The organism is Pseudolysinimonas sp. (genome assembly GCF_031389465.1).
GTDB lineage: Bacteria > Actinomycetota > Actinomycetes > Actinomycetales > Microbacteriaceae > Pseudolysinimonas_A.
The window spans coordinates 1-15,766 of sequence record NZ_JANMSQ010000009.1 but is presented as its reverse complement, the minus strand read 5'-3'; the positions used below and the strand labels follow the sequence as shown (position 1 = coordinate 15,766).

Genomic DNA, 15,766 nt, shown 5'->3' with positions numbered 1-15,766 from the left:
GTCAAGCGCTTCATCCTGACCGAGCGCTCCGGCATCCACATCATCGACCTGCAGCAGTCGCTGGCCTACATCGACAAGGCCTACGAGTTCGTCAAGGAGACGGTCGCCCACGGCGGCAGCGTGCTCTTCGTCGGAACCAAGAAGCAGGCTCAGGAGACCGTGGCCGAGCAGGCGCAGCGCGTCGGCCAGCCGTTCGTCAACCAGCGTTGGCTCGGTGGCCTCCTTACCAACTTCCAGACGGTCTCCAAGCGTCTCGCGCGCATGAAGGAGCTCGAGGAGCTCGACTTCGACGACACCACCAAGGGGTTCACCAAGAAGGAACTCCTGATCAAGAAGCGCGAGCTCACCAAGCTGCACAAGTCGCTCGGTGGAATCCGCAACCTGACGAAGACCCCGTCCGCGATCTGGGTCATCGACGCCAAGCGCGAGCACCTCGCGGTCGACGAGGCCACCAAGCTGGGCATCCCGATCATCGGCATCCTCGACACGAACGCCGACCCCGACGAGCTCCAGTACCCGATTCCGGGCAACGACGACGCGATCCGCTCGGTGGCTCTGCTCACCCGCATCATCGCGGATGCCGCTGCCGAGGGTCTCGTGCAGCGTCACGCTGCGCCGGCCGCGGAGGGCAACGTTTCCGCCGTCGAGCCGCTCGCCGAGTGGGAAGCCGAGCTGCTCGGTGCGTCCGAGACGGCCGCGCCTGCCGCCGTTGAGGAGCCCACCGCCGTCGAGGCCGTCGAGGCACCCGTCGTTGATGAGGAGCCCGCCGCTGAGGCTCCGGCCGAGAAGCCGGCTAAGGAGCCTGCTGCGAAGAAGCCTGCTGCGAAGAAGCCCGCTGCCAAGAAGACCGAGGAGCCGGCCGCCGAGGCTGAAGCCCCGGTCGCCGAGTAGCTCCCCACGCACGAGTAGTAACTCCCGAGAAGTAAGGAAGCACATCCATGGCCATCAGCCTGGAAGACGTGAAGGCGCTGCGCGAACGGCTCGGCACCGGAATGGTCGACACCAAGAACGCGCTCGTTGAGGCGGACGGTGATATCGAGAAGGCCGTCGAGATCCTGCGGCTCAAGGGTGCGAAGGGCAACGCGAAGCGTGCCGACCGCTCGACGAGCGAAGGCCTGATCGCGGTCGTCGAGTCCGCCACCGCGGTCACGATGATCGAGCTCGCCTGCGAGACCGACTTCGTCGCCAAGAACGAGAAGTTCATCGCCCTGGCCGACCAGGTCGTTGCGGCGCTCGCCGACTCCGGCGCCGAGACGGTGGATGCGGCACTCACCGTCGCCACCGGCACCGGAACCGTCGGGTCGCTCATCGAAGACCAGGCAGCGATCATCGGCGAAAAGGTCGAGCTTCGCCAGGTTGCACGGGTCGCGGGCGAGAACTTCGCCGTGTACCTGCACCGCACGAGCAAAGACCTGCCGCCGCAGATCGGTGTCGTCGTCGCCTACACGGGCTCCGACGCCGAGACCGCACGCGGCATCGCTCAGCACATCTCGTTCGCCGCGCCGATCTACCTGACGCGCGAAGAGGTGCCCCCGGCCGAGGTCGAGAACGAGCGCCGCATCGTCGAGCAGATCAGCCGCGAAGAGGGCAAGCCCGAGGCCGCCCTCCCGAAGATCGTTGAAGGTCGCCTCGGCGCCTTCTTCAAGCAGGTGTCGCTGCTCGAGCAGGAGTACGCCCGCGACAACAAGCTGATCATCGCCAACGTCGCCAAGGATGCGGGCCTGACCATTGCCGGGTTCACCCGGTTCAAGGTGGGGGCCTAGCTCACCCGCCCTCCTCGTCTCTGCTCTGAACTTTGAGAACCAAGGCTGTCCCCTCGTGAATGAGGTGAGGGTTGCGTATGCTCAAGGCCAGTTCCTGCCGTGGTGTCAGCCAGGACGAGAGGACGATGATGTCGCTGAATTCTTCTCCGGTGGCGTGGCTCGGTGTTGCGATCGGCGCCCTCATCTTGGCCGGTTGTGCCGGATCACCTCCGCCCGCCGCAGGCCCGGGCGACTCCCCCGTCGAGGGTGCCCCGGCATCGAGCGGGCACGGCGCGGGCGAATGTTTTCAGGGCCAATTCGAGTACGTCGACTGTGCCGACCCTCACGACAGCGAAATCATCTCCACGTTCACCGGCTTCGACCTGAACACGACAGAGGGGCTCAACGACGCCGATGAGCAATGCGGTGAGGACACGAACGCGTTCCTCGGCGTGGACTCCCTCCCGTCCGACCTTCGCTACGGAATCACGGACGACGGCGGCACGATCCTCTGCTACGTCGGCTTCAAAGACGGGTCGCTGACCACCGGGTCACTCGCGGGCGGATAGCTCGAGGTCCCCCGGCGCGGTGCCGCGTGGTACCGATCCAGGCGATCCCGTTTCGTCGGTACGCTGGGCGAGTGCCCAAGAAGAAGCAGAAGCGTCGTCGCGTACTTCTGAAGTTGTCGGGTGAGGCGTTCGGCGGCGGGAGCCTCGGGGTCAACCCGGATGTCGTCAGCGCGATCGCTCGCGAGATCGCGGCCGCCGCCCCGACGAACAGCTCCGACGAGGGTGGCGTCGAGATCGCCGTCGTCGTCGGCGGTGGCAACTTCTTCCGTGGCGCCGAGCTCAGCCAGCGGGGCATGGACCGCGGCCGTGCCGACTACATGGGCATGCTCGGCACGATGATGAACGCCCTCGCCCTGCAGGACTTTCTCGAGCAGGCGGGCGCGGGCGTGCGCGTGCAGTCGGCGATCGCGATGACCCAGGTCGCCGAGCCGTACATCCCGCTGCGCGCCGAACGGCACCTCGAGAAGGGCCGCGTCGTGATCTTCGGCGCCGGCGCGGGGCTGCCCTACTTCTCGACCGACACCGTGAGCGCCCAGCGTGCGCTCGAGATCGGTGCTGATGCCGTGCTGGTCGCCAAGAACGGCGTCGACGGCGTCTACGACGACGACCCGCGCACGAATCCGAAGGCGAAGAAGCTCGAGGAGATCTCCTACCAGGAGGCGCTCGTGCAGGGCCTCAAGGTGGTCGACTCGACGGCGTTCAGCCTCTGTATGGACAACGGGATGCCGATGGTCGTCTTCGGCATGGAACCCGCGGGAAACATCACCAAGGCTCTCAAGGGCGACCGGCTGGGGACCTTGGTCAGAGCGTGACCGATCGGTACGGCGAGGATGTCCTCGCCGGTAACTGGCGAGCCGCTGGCCGTCGGCTCGTTCCCGAGGTGCCGGCTGACCGCGACCTCGTCGTCGAACGGGTCGATGGCTTCGTCGGCGCCATTGTCGGCGTCGCGAAGCAGACCGTCGAACTCGAGGATCGCAACGGTCGGGTGCGGGCCTTCCCGCTGGGGGCCGGATTCCTCGTCGATGGTGAGCCCGTCATCCTCGTTCCCCCACGCGCCGCGTCTGCGCCTGCCGCCCGCACGGCATCCGGTAGTCGCGCGGTGCCGCAGCAGCGAGCCCGGGTCGCTCGCGCGAGCAGGCTCTACGTCGAGGGCCGCCACGATGCCGAGCTGATCGAGAAGGTGTGGGGCGCCGACCTTCGGGTCGAGGGGGTCGTCGTCGAGCCGCTCGACGGCGCCGACCGGCTGCCCGGCGCCCTCGCCGAGTTCGGCCCGGCGGAGGGGCGTCGCGCGGGCGTGCTGCTCGACCACCTGGTGCCCGGCTCGAAGGAGAGCCGCATCGCCGCTCAGGTCGTCGGCGCGCACGTGCTCGTCGTCGGGCATCCGTTCGTCGACGTCTGGCAGGCTGTCAAGCCCGCCCGCGTCGGCCTCGAAGCGTGGCCCGTCGTTCCGCGTGACATCGAGTGGAAGCACGGCGTGTGCGCGGCACTCGGCTGGCCCCACGACGATGCCGCGGATGTCGCAGCCGCCTGGCAGCGCATCCTCGGCACGGTTCGCGGCTACGGTGACCTCGAAGCCGAGCTGCTCGCCCGCGTCGAGGAGCTCATCGACTTCGTGACCGCCTAAGCTCGGGAAACGGATGCGAAGGAGTGTGCCGTGACGATCGCCGATGTTCTCACCGAAGCCCGCGACAAGATGGACCGGGCCGTCGAGGTCGCCAAAGAAGACTTCGCCACGGTTCGCACCGGGCGGGCGAACCCTGCCCTGTTCCAGAAGATCCTGGTCGAGTACTACGGCACCCCGACGCCGCTCGCCCAACTTGCGAGCCTGCAGAACCCCGAAGCGCGCACCCTCATCGTGACGCCCTACGACAAGGCGGCGCTCAAAGAGATCGAGCGCGCCATCGCCACCTTCCCCAATCTCGGGGCCACGCCGACGAACGACGGCGCCATTATCCGGGTGACGATGCCCGAGATGACCGAGGACCGCCGCAAGGAGTACATCAAGATCGTGCGCGCCAAGAGCGAAGACGCGAAGGTCGCGATCCGCAACGTGCGCCGTAAGGCCAAAGACGACCTGGATGCCCTCGGCAAAGCGGTCGGCGAAGACGACATCGCGCGGGCCGAGAAAGAGCTGGATGCCGTGACGAAGCACCACGCCGAGGCGATCGACGACGCCCTCAAGCGCAAGGAAGCCGAGCTGCTCGAGGTCTGATGGCTGAGATCGACGACGAGCCCGCCGCCGCCGAAAAGGTGCCTTCCGCTCGCAAGCACACCGCGTTCGACGACCTCGAGCACCGCGTCGAAGAGGCCCGCGCCCAGTTCGACGAGACCAACGCGAAGATCAACGCCCGTACCGGCCGCAACCTGCTGGCGGCGATCGGTATCGGGCTCGTGCTGGGCGGCCTCTTCCTGGTGAGTCTCATCCTCGTGAAGTGGCTGTTCATGATCCTGGCCGCGGTTCTGATCGGCCTCACGGTCTTCGAGCTGGCGAGTGCGCTGCGCTACGCCGGCCGCGACGTGCCCCGGGTCACCTCGACGGTGGTAGCCGTCGCGACGGTGCCGGTCGCGTTCTTTCTCGGCGTCGAAGGCCTGTGGCTCGCGCTGCTAGGGGCGGTCGTGATCATCTCGCTGTGGCGCCTCGGCGAGCTGGTACGGCCCGACCACCGCACCGGGGCTCGGGCCGTGATCGGCGACATCGGCGCTGGCGCTTTCGTGCAGGTCTATGTGACCTTCTTGGCGGGTCTCTACGTCGTGCTCGTCGGCCACGATGGCGGGGAGTGGTGGACGCTCGCGTCGATCGTCATCGTCGTCTTCACCGACATCGGGGCCTACGCTTCGGGCCTCGCCTTCGGCAAACACAAGCTGGCCCCGACGATCAGCCCCGGTAAGACGTGGGAGGGCTTCGCCAGCTCGATCGTCGTCGCCGTGATCGCGGGCATCCTGCTCGGGTGGCTCATGCTCGGACAGCCCTGGTGGGTGGGTCTGGCGATGGGCGTGCTGCTCGCGCTCGTCGGCACGATGGGCGACCTCACCGAATCGCTCATCAAGCGCGACCTCGGGGTGAAAGACATCTCGACCTGGCTGCCGGGCCACGGCGGCTTCCTCGACCGGCTCGACTCGATCCTGCCCTCGGCTGCGGTCGCATACGTGATCTACCTCGTAGCATTGACGTTGTGAGCACGACCTTTCCCCGCGTGAAGCGCGGCCCCGGGTACGACATTGACGAGGTCGAAGACTTTCTCGAAGACGCGCGACGCGCCTACACCGGCGATCGAGGCTCGGCCCAGGTGGTGACGGCGACCTCCATCCGTCAGATGGGCTTCACGATGAAGCGCGGGGGCTATTCGCCGTCGCATGTCGATTCCGCTCTCGAGCGACTCGAAGACGCGTTTGCGACCAGAGACCGTGATCGCGCGCTCGCCGAGCTCGGCAACCAGGGCGCCTACCAGCAGGCCCGCTCCGAGGCGCAGCTGCTGCTCGACCGGTGCGTGCGGTCGCGAGGGCGACGGTTCACGCGAGTCGGCATCCTCACCGGCGGCTACTCGGTGCGCGATGTCGACGCGTTCGCTGACCGCGTCGTGCGCTACCTCCAGCAGGGCGCGCCGCTGACCATCGACGATGTGCGCGGAGTCGTCTTCGGCGCCCAGAAGGGCGGCTACCAGGAAACGCAGGTGGATGTCGTGCTCGACGCCGTCATCGACTTGCTGCAGGCGGTCAAGACCCCGTAAACCCGCCATCCCCCGGTCGGGTCCTGCCCTTTGTCGGCCGCGCCGCGTAAGCTCTGCCAGCTGTGAGCGGCTATCGCCGGCGGGGGGCGCCGTTTCGTCCCCACCTGCCGGAACAGATCGTGGAGCGCCATGTGCGCTCCAGCTGGTCGCTGCCCGCATTCGCCACGATCGTGACCTTCGCCTTCCTCGTCGCGTCCTCGCTCTCACCCGCCGCCGAGACGTCGGCCGCCACCGTCGCGCCCGGCGACCTGCCCGGCCAGGCCTACGCGATCGCCGACCCGCAGCATCCCGGCGCCGTGCGTGACGCGTTCGCGGTCAGCCGCATCCGCACCGCCCCCGCCGTCGGCACCCCCGACGCCGGAACGGCCCAGGCGATCGCCTACGACATGGTGCTCGCTCGCGGGTGGAGCCAGGGCGAATTCGAATGCCTCGTCGCACTCTGGAACCGCGAGTCGCGATGGAACGTCTACGCCCACAACGTCTCGAGCGGCGCCTACGGGATCCCGCAGGCCCTCCCCGGCGACAAGATGGCGAGCGCAGGCGCCGACTGGCAGACCAACCCGGTGACGCAGATCACCTGGGGCCTCGGCTACATTGCGGGTCGGTACGGCACCCCGTGCGGCGCGTGGGAGCACAGCGAGCGCAAGGGCTGGTACTGAACGGCTTGGTATTGATTGGAGGGGCGCCGTTTTAGGGTGGGAGCATGCCTCGATCCAATCGCCGCCGCGAGGAGCAGGCAGAGCTCGACCTCGAGCGGGCGCTCGCCGGACGCCTGCGCACCGAAGCCAAGCGCGACGGGGTGTGGAACGTGCAGCCGCAGTCGGCATCCTCCTCCGTCAAGAGCTACCTGTGCCCCGGCTGCGGGCTCGACATCGAACCGGGCACGGCGCACGTCGTGACTTGGCGCGCCGACGGGATCATGGGGGAAGCCGACGACCTCGCGGCTCGCCGGCACTGGCACGCCCACTGCTGGAAGATCCGGGCGTGAGAGGCGTGGCATGACCATCGAGATCCGGGCGGGCGTCGAACTGCCCGCCCGTCGCGAAGACATCGAGTTGCACACCGATGACGGGCTCACCCTCGTGGGGGAGCTCGCGCTTCCGCTCGAGAAGGATCCGGTCGCTACCCTCGTCTGCCTTCACCCGTTGCCCACGCACGGTGGATTCATGGACTCCCACGTCATCCGGAAGCTGGCGGCCCGCCTGCCGGCGCTGGCCGACCTCGCGGTGCTGAGGTTCAATTTCCGTGGGGTCACGTCGCCCCGCGGCACGTCGCAGGGCACCTTCGGCGACGGCATCGACGAGCGGCTCGATCTTGCCGCCGCGATGGCGTTCGTCGCCGAACGGGGCCTGCCGAACCCGTGGCTCGTCGGCTGGTCGTTCGGCACCGAGGTGGCGCTCAAGCACGCGCTGCCCTTTCCGATCGCCGGCGTCATCCTGCTGTCGCCGCCGCTGCGGCGCACGACGCCGGAAGAGCTCGCCCCGTGGGCCGACCGGGGCGTTCCGGTCGTCGCACTCGTGCCGGAACTCGACGACTTCCTGAAGCCCGACGCTGCTCGTGAGAAGTTCGCGGTGCTGCCCGAGGTGCAACTGGTCGCGGTCGACGACGCGAAGCACCTCTGGGTGGGGGAGACTCATACCTCCCGCGTGCTGAGCGAGATCGTGCAGCGGGTCAACCCGGCCGCGTTGCCGTTGCCGACGACCTGGGACGGGTGACCCGAGAAAGCCGCGAGCCCTAGCGCGTCGGGGTCCCAGATTCGCGAACGATGGAGCGCAACATCCGGCGCACGACCACCTCGTGAATCCGCGTGCCGATGACGAGCAGACGGTAGATGGTGCCCGCCAACCCGGGGAACACGGCACGGCTCTCCGCCGTGACACGGGACCCCGTCGCCGTCGACTCGACGCAGAACGCGAGCTGGTAGCGCGAGAACCGGTGTCGGCCACGCAGCACCACGAGGTGCGGCGCGTCGAGTTCGGTGACCATGAAGCCCGGGATCGTCGACCCGGTTTCCAGTGGCCGTGGTCCGGCCGCGATCTTGGGGTGAGCGCCGACGAGACGGCCATAGCGCACGGCACCGGCTGACGACATCCCCTCGATGGTGCGTAGCACTCCGTCCCATGCCGCGGCCGCCCCCGAAGAGGAGGCCGCCGAATGGGTGTCGATGAGGGGGAGCGTTACAACTCGTTCTGTCGCGGGATGATGACCTGTTTCACGATCAGCAGAATCGCGGCGGCCACCGGGATGGCGATGAGCGCGCCGAGGATGCCGAGCAGCGTGCCGCCCGCGAGAGCGGCCACCACGACGACGACGCCGGGAACTTTGACGGCACGGTTCATGACGGTCGGGCTGATCACGTAGGCCTCGACCTGCATGTAGACGAGGTACCAGATGCCAACCACCAGCACTGCCGGCCAGCCGTCGAACGCCCATACGGCGAGGGTGATGATGATCGACCCGGTGATCGTTCCGACGAGGGGCACGAGCGAGAACAGGAACGCGAGGAACGAGAGCAGTACGGCGTACTCGATCGGGTCGCCGAGGATCCAGCCGAGCACCGTGAGGAAGATGATCGAGAGGATGCCGTTCGTGAGACCCATCGCCACCTGGCCGACGACGTACCGGCCGACCGAGTCCATGATCTGCTCGGCGATGTCGACGAACTTCTCGCGCTTCGTCGCGGGCACGAGCTGGTAAAGGCCGCGTTTGATGCTCGCGAGCGAGCTGACGAAGTAGAGCATCAGGATGAGCACAATGACAGCGCCGAACGCGCCCGAAGCAATACCGATGACGGTCGTCAGAACGCCACCCGTAATTGTGCCCAGGTTGTCGTTGAAGAAATCGGTGACGTTGGTGACGACATCGTCGAAGGGCAACCAGGGCAGGGTCTCGTCCCACCAGATTGCGAGCGCGCGCTGTTGGATCAACTCCTCGAACAGGGCGGGTGCCCGTTCGATGAGGCCGCCGACCTGGTCGACGATGACCGGGATGATCGCGAGCACGAAGCCCGCAACGACAGCGAGGATGCCGGCGAGAACGACGAGAATCGCGACCCCGCGCTTCCAGCCGTGCTTCTCGAGCCACGACACGAGAGGGTCGACGCCGAGCGCGAGGAACAGTGCCGCGCCGACGTAGGTGAGGATCGTCGCGAGCGAGCCGATCGCCGCTCCGAAGGCGATGGCGACGATGACGCCGAGGCCGCCGAACAGACCTAACCGGAACGCGTTCTGGATCTTCACGAACGCAAGGCTAGCGGCTCATCCGCGGTCCGAAGTCAGCCCGCGTGCTCGCGCTCGCGCGTGTCTTCGTCGATCTCGTCGGTTCCGTCATCGGCACCCTCCGAGGCAGAACCAGACTCAACGGCGAGCGGCTCGTCGTCGGGGACTCCGGCCGGGAAGCCATGGTCGGTCGCGACCTGCTCAGCCGACGCGAGAACCCCGCGCAGGCTCTGGATGTACCCCGCCACCGACTCGCGCTCGAGGCGGATCTTTACGAGGCGCTCCTCGGCGTCGCCCAGAAGCTGCGACGCGCGCTGCTCGGCGTCAGAGACCAGCTCCTTCGCGCGCTTCTCGGCTTCGCTGACCCGGCTCTTGGCGTTCGCTTTCGCGTCGTCGACGAGGGTCTTGGCCTCAGCCTTGCTCGTCGTCGCGAGCTGCAGCGCTTCCGCGCGCTGTTCGGCGGCGGCGTTCGTGGCTTCGGTGAGCTGCGCTTGGGCCTCGTCGAGGTACTTCTGGGTCGAGGCGGCCGCTTCCTGGTGCTTGCGCACGTACTCCTTCTCGGCCTCGTCGCGACGAGCGGTGAGCTCGACATCCAGATCGGCGCGCGCCTGCTCGGCAGTTGCGAGCAGCTTCGCCTGCAGCCCGTGGGTGTCGTGCTGGACGCGCGCTCGGGTCGTTTCGACCTCCTGAGCGATCTCGGCGCGCTGCCGGGCGATCTCACGTGCGAGGTCGGTGCGCTGCTTCTCGATATCCGAGGCGAGGGTCGCCCGCGCCTGAGAGATTTCGTTGTCGGCTTCGGAGCGCATGTGGGCGAGTTCGGCCTCGAGAGCGCTCCGCGCTCCACTCGATTCGGCCTCCCATGCCTCGCGAGCGCCGTTGAGCTCGGCCTCGAGGGCGGCGCGCCCGCTGGAGATCTCTGCCTCAAGCTCGGCTCGGACGCGGGCGGCTTCGGCGGTAAGAGCCGCCTGCGAGGCCCTCGTCGATGCCTCCAGTTCGGCGCGCGCGCGCTGGGTGTCGGCGTCGAGGGCTTCGTTGGCGGCCTTCGTGTCGATCTCGAGGGCGATCCGGGCGTCGGCGGTGTCGCGCTCCAGGTTCGTGCGCGCCTCCTCCAGCTCGCGTTCCAGATCGGAGCGCAGACGGGCACTCTCGGCCTCGAACTCGGCACGGGTGCGCTCGGTTTCCCGGGCGAGTACCGCAGCGGCTTCGCGGGCATCCGATACCTCGCGCTGGGCGGCGGTGCGCAACTCGGCGAGCTCGTGGTCAACCTCCGCGCGCAGCGACGCGACCTCACGTTTGCCGGCGGCACGGGTCTCGGCGACCTCGGTCGCGGCGGCACCGCGGATGGCGGCGGCTTCGCGCAACCCGTCTTGGCGGGCGGTCTCGGCCTCAGCCTGGGCGGCGGCGAGAATCGTGGCCGCCTGCTCGCGGGCATCCTGAACGGTGCGCTCAGCCTCCGCTTGCGCCTCGCTGACGGTGCTGTCCACATGCGCGGCAGCCTCGGCGCGCAACGTGTCGACCTCCTGCTGCACGGCCTGGCGCATGCGCTCGGCGTCGATGTCAGCCTGGCTGATCAGTCGCGTCGACTGTTCTTCGGCAACCCGGAGAGTGTTCTCGAGTTTCGTGCCCAAGCCGGAGTAAGTGGGGCTGCCGACTTCGTCGAGCTCGGCCTGCAGGTCTTCGGTGACCGCCTGGAGACGCTTGATCTCTTTGGTCTGGTCGGTCTTCTCGGTGTTGGCCTTGATCAGGTCGCGGCGCAACTCGCTGACGACCGAGTCGACCTCATCCTTCTTGTAGCCCCGCAGTTCGGTGCTGAAACCCGTGTCTTCGGACGCCACTGGAACTCCCCGGTCGATGCTGCGCGCTGAAAGTGAATTGGCTGTTCCTGACCGTGCAGGAACCCTCCGAGTGTAACGGCCCGAACGTGAGGCGAAACCGGGGGATGCCGTCGGGGGACACCCTCGGCACTGGCAGGATTCAGTCGGCTCCCAGGCCCTGCCCAGGCGGGCCGGTATTCTGGAATGTCTTTGTCTTCTACCGCCGGGAGGTACCCACCCGTGCGATTCGTCGTCGCGATCGTCGCGCTCGTACTCGCCGCCGCCGCCATCGGACTCGGTGTCGCTCAGCGCACCGTGCTCGCCGGACCGGCATCCGTCTCGTCGTCGGTCGTCACCGGCGATGCCCCACTGACCGTCATCGACGCAGCCACCCTCAACGCAAATGCCGGCACCCAGTCGATCGAGGTCGCAGGCGAAGGGGATATCGTGCTCGCGTACGGGCGCTCCGCCGACGTGATGGCCTGGGTCGGAGACGCGAGCTACAACCAGATCGGCTGGGACGCCGAGGCACAACAGCTGACGACCGAGGTCGTGGACGGCTCCGAGAGTGCGGCCGAGATTCCGTCGGTCGTCGGCTCCGACCTGTGGCTGCGCGAGTTCACCGGCACCGACCTGTTGACCCGCAAGATCAATGCCCCTGAAGGCATCTCCGTCATCATCGGCGTCGACCCGACGGCGCTCGAGGGCACCGACGTCACCACCGAAGCGCCGATCGAAGCGCCGGTGGAGTCGACAGAAGAAGGTGCTGAGGGCACGGATGCTGCCGCAGAGCCGTCCGAGTCCCTCGACCTGAGCATCACCTGGCCGCTCGACAACTCCGCTCCGGCGTCGGGTCCGCTCATCGTTGGCGGCATCGTGCTCCTTCTCGGCGGACTCGGCGCATTCCTTTGGGCGCTCGTGCACGCTCGCGGAACCCGCGGCCCCCGCCGTTCGACCCCGAAGCTGCCGAAGCGCCCCAAGCCGCCGCAGCTCAAGCCCGACAAGCGCCGCGGCGCGAAGCCGACCCCCGAACTCGAGCCCGCACGATCCGGCTCCGGTCGCCGCCGGGCGTTCGTCGCGGCGGGTGCCTTGACCGCGGGGGCGCTCCTGCTGAGCGGCTGCACCGTCGGAGCGCAGCCGACCCCTGGTGCGAGCGAGACTCCCGGCTTCGAAACCACCCCGGTCGCGGTGACGCCGGGGCAGTTCGCCAACATCCTGGTCGACGTGGTTGCCACGGTCGCCGACGCCGACGAGGCGAAAGACCCCGCACTCGCGGCCGAGCGGCTCACCGGCCCGGCGCTCGCGTTGCGTACGGCGAACTACACCATTCGCAACGCCGATGCCGCGGTCGCACCGATCGCAGCGATTCCGTCGGAAACGGTCGAGGTCATGCTTCCCGAGCAGACCGACGTGTGGCCGCGGCGGGTGTTCGCCGTCACGCGCGACGCGGGCGTTCAGGCCGTCGGCGTCATGCTCACCCAGGAGTCGCCTCGCGAGAACTACAAGGCGTCCTACGTCGTGACCCTCATCGCATCGGTTCCCGACGTGGCCCCGCCCGAGCTGGGCGCGCCGGCGCTGCCGCCGAGCAACGGCCTGGGACTTCTCCCTCCCGAGGAGCTCGCCGCGGCCTACGGCGACGTGCTCATCAACGGCGAAGACAGCGAGTTCGCCGACCTGTTCGAGGCGGAGGGCGACAGCCTGCGCGAGGCGATCGGATTGGAGTACAAGGCCGAGCGGCAGGCCGCACTCCCGACGAGTGCCACCATCGCGTTCACCAATGGCCCGGGTGAAGATCCGGTCGTCGCGTTCGGCACCAACGATTCCGGCCAGATCGTTTCGGTCATCCTCGAAGACGTCGAAACGGTGCGCCCCGTCGAGGCCGGTGCCGCCGTCAACCCGGCGGGGCAGGTCAAGGCACTGTCGGGTAAGGCGCAGTCGACGCGCGGCATCGTCGCGACTTACGGCGTGCAGCTGCTGCTCTACGTGCCGCCGGTGAGTGCGACCGACCAAAAAATCGTCGTGCTCGGTTACGCGCAAGGCCTCGTGGCCGCGGTCGAGGTCGGCTAGGCCCCCGCTCGCCGTGCGAAGCTGGAACCGATGAGCAACCCTGGACCGAGCCTGCGCGGCGCCGTCGACCTCTCCGGTCTGGTCCGTCGCGCGAACACCCCGCCCCCAGCCCCCGGATCGACGCCCGAGCCGTCGGGCAGTGGCCTCGTCGTCGAGGTCACCGAGGCGACTTTCCCGCAGATCGTCGAGCTCTCCTCCCGGGTTCCGGTGATCGTCGAGTTGTATGCGCCCGGCCTCGCCCCCGCTCTCGGCGCCATCGTCGAGTCGTACGGCGGGCGGCTCGTTCTCGCGACGGTCGACGCACAGGCGAACCCCGGGATCGCCGAGGCCTTCCAGGTGCGCGAGGTGCCGGCGGCAGCAGGCATCCTGGCTGGTCGTCCCGTTCCGCTGTTCGTCGGCACCCCGGCTGAAGATCAGGTGCGACAGGTGTTCGACCAGTTGCTGCAGGTCGCCCAGCAGAACGGCATCACCGGTGCGCTCGACCCGAACGCCCTCCCCGCCGACGGCGAGGGCGGCGAGTCGGCCGACGCCGCCGAGCCGGTCGAGGAGCCGCTCCCGCCGCTCCACCAGGAGGCGTTCGACGCGATCTCCGGGGGCGACTATGCCGCTGCCGTCGCGGCCTATCGCAAAGCGATTGCCCAGAACCCGCGCGACACCCTCGCGGTCGCCGGGCTCGCCCAGGCATCCCTGCTGCAACGTCTCGATGGCGCGGTCGCCGACGACCTGCGCACAGCAGCAGCGGATGCTCCCGCCTCGGTCGCCGCCCAGCTCGCCGTGGCCGACCTCGACGTCAGCGGCGGCCACCTCGACGACGCATTCGCCCGCCTGCTCGACCTCTTCCCGTCGCTCGACACCGAGGGCCGCGAAGCCGTGCGCACCCGCATCCTCGAGTACTTCGAGATCGCCGGTGCCGACGACCCCCGAGTCGTCGCGGCCCGTCGCCGCCTCACCCTGTTGCTGTACTGACGCCGACGACGGCTATTTGCCCAAGATGGTCGACTTCTTGACCCGAATGTCAGCCATTTCGGGCAAATAGCCGAAGTTTCAGCGGGCGGCACGTAGCCAGAGGGCGGCGAGCGGCGGCAGGGTGAGCTCCACGGATGCGGGGCGACCGTCCCACGGTTCCTCTGAGGCGACGACCGAACCGTAGTTGCCGACACCCGATCCGCCGAATTCGACGGCGTCGGTGTTGATCACCTCGTCGAAGCGGCCGGCGAACGGCATCCCGATGCGGTACGGGCCGACCGGGTTGCCGCCGAAGTTCACCGCGCAGACGAGCGCCTCACCCGACGCTGACCAGCGCACGAACGACAACACGTTGGCGCCTGAGTCGCTGCCGAGCATCTCGAAGCCGGCGGGGGTGTTGTCCTGCTCCCACAGTGCGGGGTTGTCGCGGTACACGCGGTTCAGCTGCGACACGAGCCGCGACAGGCCCTGGTGGGCGGGCTGTTCGAGGATCCACCAGTCGAGTCCGCGCTGCTCGCTCCACTCCGACGGTTGCCCGAACTCGGAACCCATGAAGAGCAGCTGTTTGCCGGGGTGCGCCCACATGAACGCCAGGTATGCACGCAGGTTCGCGAGTTTCTGCCACTGGTCGCCCGGCATTTTCGCCAGCAACGAGCCTTTGCCGTGCACCACTTCGTCGTGCGAGATCGGCAGCAGAAAGTTCTCGCTCCAGGCGTAGACGAACGAGAAGGTGATCTTGTCGTGGTGGTGGGCCCGCCACATCGGGTTCTCGTGCATGTACTCCAGGGAGTCGTGCATCCAACCCATGTTCCACTTGAGCCCGAATCCGAGTCCGTTGCCGCCGGTCGTGCCCGTGACCCCGGTCCAGGATGTCGACTCCTCAGCGATCATCACGATGCCGGGGTTGCGCTTGTAGGCGGTCGCGTTGACCTCTTGCAGGAACGAGATCGCGCGCAGGTTCTCGCGCCCACCGTTCTCGTTGGGCAGCCATTCGCCGTCTTTGCGGGAGTAGTCGAGGTAGAGCATCGAGGCGACGGCATCCACCCGCAACCCGTCGACGTGGAACTCTTCGAGCCAGTACAGGGCGTTCGCGACCAGGAAGTTGCGCACCTGGCTGTGTCCGAAGTCGAAGACGAGGGTGCCCCAGTCCGGGTGTTCGCCGAGTCGCGGGTCGGCGTGCTCGTAGAGCGGCTGCCCGTCGAAGTTCGCCAGCGCCCACTCGTCTTTCGGAAAGTGTGCGGGCACCCAGTCGACGATGACCCCGATGGATGCCTGGTGCAGCCGGTCGACGAGGTACTTGAAGTCGTCGGGATGTCCGAAGCGCGACGTCGGCGCGTAGTAGCCGGTCACCTGGTAGCCCCACGACGGCCCGTAGGGATGCTCGGCGACGGGCAGGAACTCCACGTGGGTGAACCCCAGCTCGTGGATGTACTCGATGAGCTGGTCGGACAGCTCGCGGTAGCCGAGGCCCGGGCGCCACGACCCGATGTGCAACTCGTAGATGCTCATCGCCGAGTTGTGGGGGTCGTGCGAGGCGCGCTGAGCGAGCCAGGTGGAGTCGTGCCACTCGTAGAGCGTCTGCCCGACGACGGAAGCGGTCTTCGGTGGCACTTCGGTGTAGCGCGCCATCGGGTCGGCGCGGGTCACCCAGGTGCCGGCCGC

17 protein-coding genes are annotated in these 15,766 nt (G+C 68.1%); 13 read left to right on the top strand and 4 right to left on the bottom strand.

Features of this window, described 5'->3' with window-relative positions; all coding sequences use genetic code 11:
* The 11 genes from rpsB to RMO30_RS00255 form a co-directional block, all read left to right on the top strand.
* Nucleotides 1-891: 30S ribosomal protein S2 (gene rpsB, locus RMO30_RS00305; protein WP_309707955.1), on the top strand; the 891-nt coding region annotated here is incomplete at its 5' end.
* Between the two features lie 47 nt (nucleotides 892-938).
* Nucleotides 939-1,763, top strand: coding sequence for a translation elongation factor Ts (gene tsf, locus RMO30_RS00300; protein ID WP_309707953.1), 825 nt, complete (start codon nucleotides 939-941; stop codon nucleotides 1,761-1,763).
* A 128-nt stretch (nucleotides 1,764-1,891) separates the two neighbouring features.
* A complete protein-coding gene (locus RMO30_RS00295) occupies nucleotides 1,892-2,311 on the top strand; it encodes a hypothetical protein (protein WP_309707950.1) in 420 nt (139 codons plus the stop codon).
* 71 nt (nucleotides 2,312-2,382) lie between these two features.
* On the top strand, nucleotides 2,383-3,123 hold the full coding sequence (gene pyrH, locus RMO30_RS00290) for a UMP kinase (protein ID WP_309707948.1): 741 nt from the start codon (nucleotides 2,383-2,385) through the stop codon (nucleotides 3,121-3,123).
* Nucleotides 3,120-3,935, top strand: a complete 816-nt coding sequence (locus RMO30_RS00285; RefSeq protein WP_309707945.1) for a DUF3097 family protein — start codon at nucleotides 3,120-3,122, stop codon at nucleotides 3,933-3,935. The genes pyrH and RMO30_RS00285 overlap by 4 nt, the downstream gene beginning before the upstream one ends.
* 69 nt (nucleotides 3,936-4,004) lie before the next feature.
* A complete protein-coding gene (gene frr / locus RMO30_RS00280) occupies nucleotides 4,005-4,523 on the top strand; it encodes a ribosome recycling factor (protein WP_309707958.1) in 519 nt (172 codons plus the stop codon).
* On the top strand, nucleotides 4,523-5,488 hold the full coding sequence (locus RMO30_RS00275) for a CDP-archaeol synthase (RefSeq protein WP_309707942.1): 966 nt from the start codon (nucleotides 4,523-4,525) through the stop codon (nucleotides 5,486-5,488). Before frr ends, RMO30_RS00275 begins: the two co-directional genes overlap by 1 nt.
* Nucleotides 5,485-6,039 carry a DivIVA domain-containing protein gene (locus RMO30_RS00270; RefSeq protein ID WP_309707940.1) on the top strand — a complete coding sequence of 185 codons (555 nt, stop codon included), beginning with the start codon at nucleotides 5,485-5,487 and terminating at the stop codon, nucleotides 6,037-6,039. The genes RMO30_RS00275 and RMO30_RS00270 overlap by 4 nt, the downstream gene beginning before the upstream one ends.
* Before the next feature lie 62 nt (nucleotides 6,040-6,101).
* Nucleotides 6,102-6,698: a lytic transglycosylase domain-containing protein gene (locus tag RMO30_RS00265; RefSeq protein ID WP_309707938.1), complete on the top strand. Its 597-nt coding sequence runs from the start codon at nucleotides 6,102-6,104 to the stop codon at nucleotides 6,696-6,698.
* A 44-nt stretch (nucleotides 6,699-6,742) separates the two neighbouring features.
* Nucleotides 6,743-7,027: a hypothetical protein gene (locus tag RMO30_RS00260; protein ID WP_309707935.1), complete on the top strand. Its 285-nt coding sequence runs from the start codon at nucleotides 6,743-6,745 to the stop codon at nucleotides 7,025-7,027.
* Nucleotides 7,028-7,037: 10 nt separating this feature from the next.
* Nucleotides 7,038-7,754, top strand: a complete 717-nt coding sequence (locus RMO30_RS00255; protein WP_309707932.1) for an alpha/beta fold hydrolase — start codon at nucleotides 7,038-7,040, stop codon at nucleotides 7,752-7,754.
* A gap of 19 nt (nucleotides 7,755-7,773) precedes the next feature.
* Here RMO30_RS00255 and RMO30_RS00250 read toward each other — a convergent pair whose 3' ends face one another.
* From RMO30_RS00250 to RMO30_RS00240, 3 genes are all read right to left on the bottom strand, one after another.
* Nucleotides 7,774-8,151, bottom strand: a complete 378-nt coding sequence (locus RMO30_RS00250; protein ID WP_309707928.1) for a hypothetical protein — start codon at nucleotides 8,149-8,151, stop codon at nucleotides 7,774-7,776.
* 65 nt (nucleotides 8,152-8,216) lie between these two features.
* Entirely contained in the window at nucleotides 8,217-9,278 is a 1,062-nt protein-coding gene (locus RMO30_RS00245; RefSeq protein ID WP_309707926.1) for an AI-2E family transporter, read from the bottom strand.
* A gap of 35 nt (nucleotides 9,279-9,313) precedes the next feature.
* Nucleotides 9,314-11,092 (bottom strand): hypothetical protein, encoded by a 1,779-nt coding sequence (locus RMO30_RS00240; RefSeq protein ID WP_309707925.1) that lies wholly within the window; start codon nucleotides 11,090-11,092, stop codon nucleotides 9,314-9,316.
* 219 nt (nucleotides 11,093-11,311) lie between these two features.
* Here RMO30_RS00240 and RMO30_RS00235 point away from each other — a divergent pair, with 219 nt between their 5' ends.
* Together RMO30_RS00235 and RMO30_RS00230 are read left to right on the top strand one after the other, a co-directional pair.
* Nucleotides 11,312-13,138: a hypothetical protein gene (locus RMO30_RS00235; RefSeq protein WP_309707923.1), complete on the top strand. Its 1,827-nt coding sequence runs from the start codon at nucleotides 11,312-11,314 to the stop codon at nucleotides 13,136-13,138.
* A 30-nt stretch (nucleotides 13,139-13,168) separates the two neighbouring features.
* On the top strand, nucleotides 13,169-14,104 hold the full coding sequence (locus RMO30_RS00230) for a tetratricopeptide repeat protein (protein ID WP_309707922.1): 936 nt from the start codon (nucleotides 13,169-13,171) through the stop codon (nucleotides 14,102-14,104).
* A 78-nt stretch (nucleotides 14,105-14,182) separates the two neighbouring features.
* Here the strand turns inward: RMO30_RS00230 and glgB are convergent.
* Nucleotides 14,183-15,766 (bottom strand): 1,4-alpha-glucan branching protein GlgB (gene glgB / locus RMO30_RS00225; protein WP_309707920.1); only part of this gene is annotated, 1,584 nt, incomplete at its 5' end.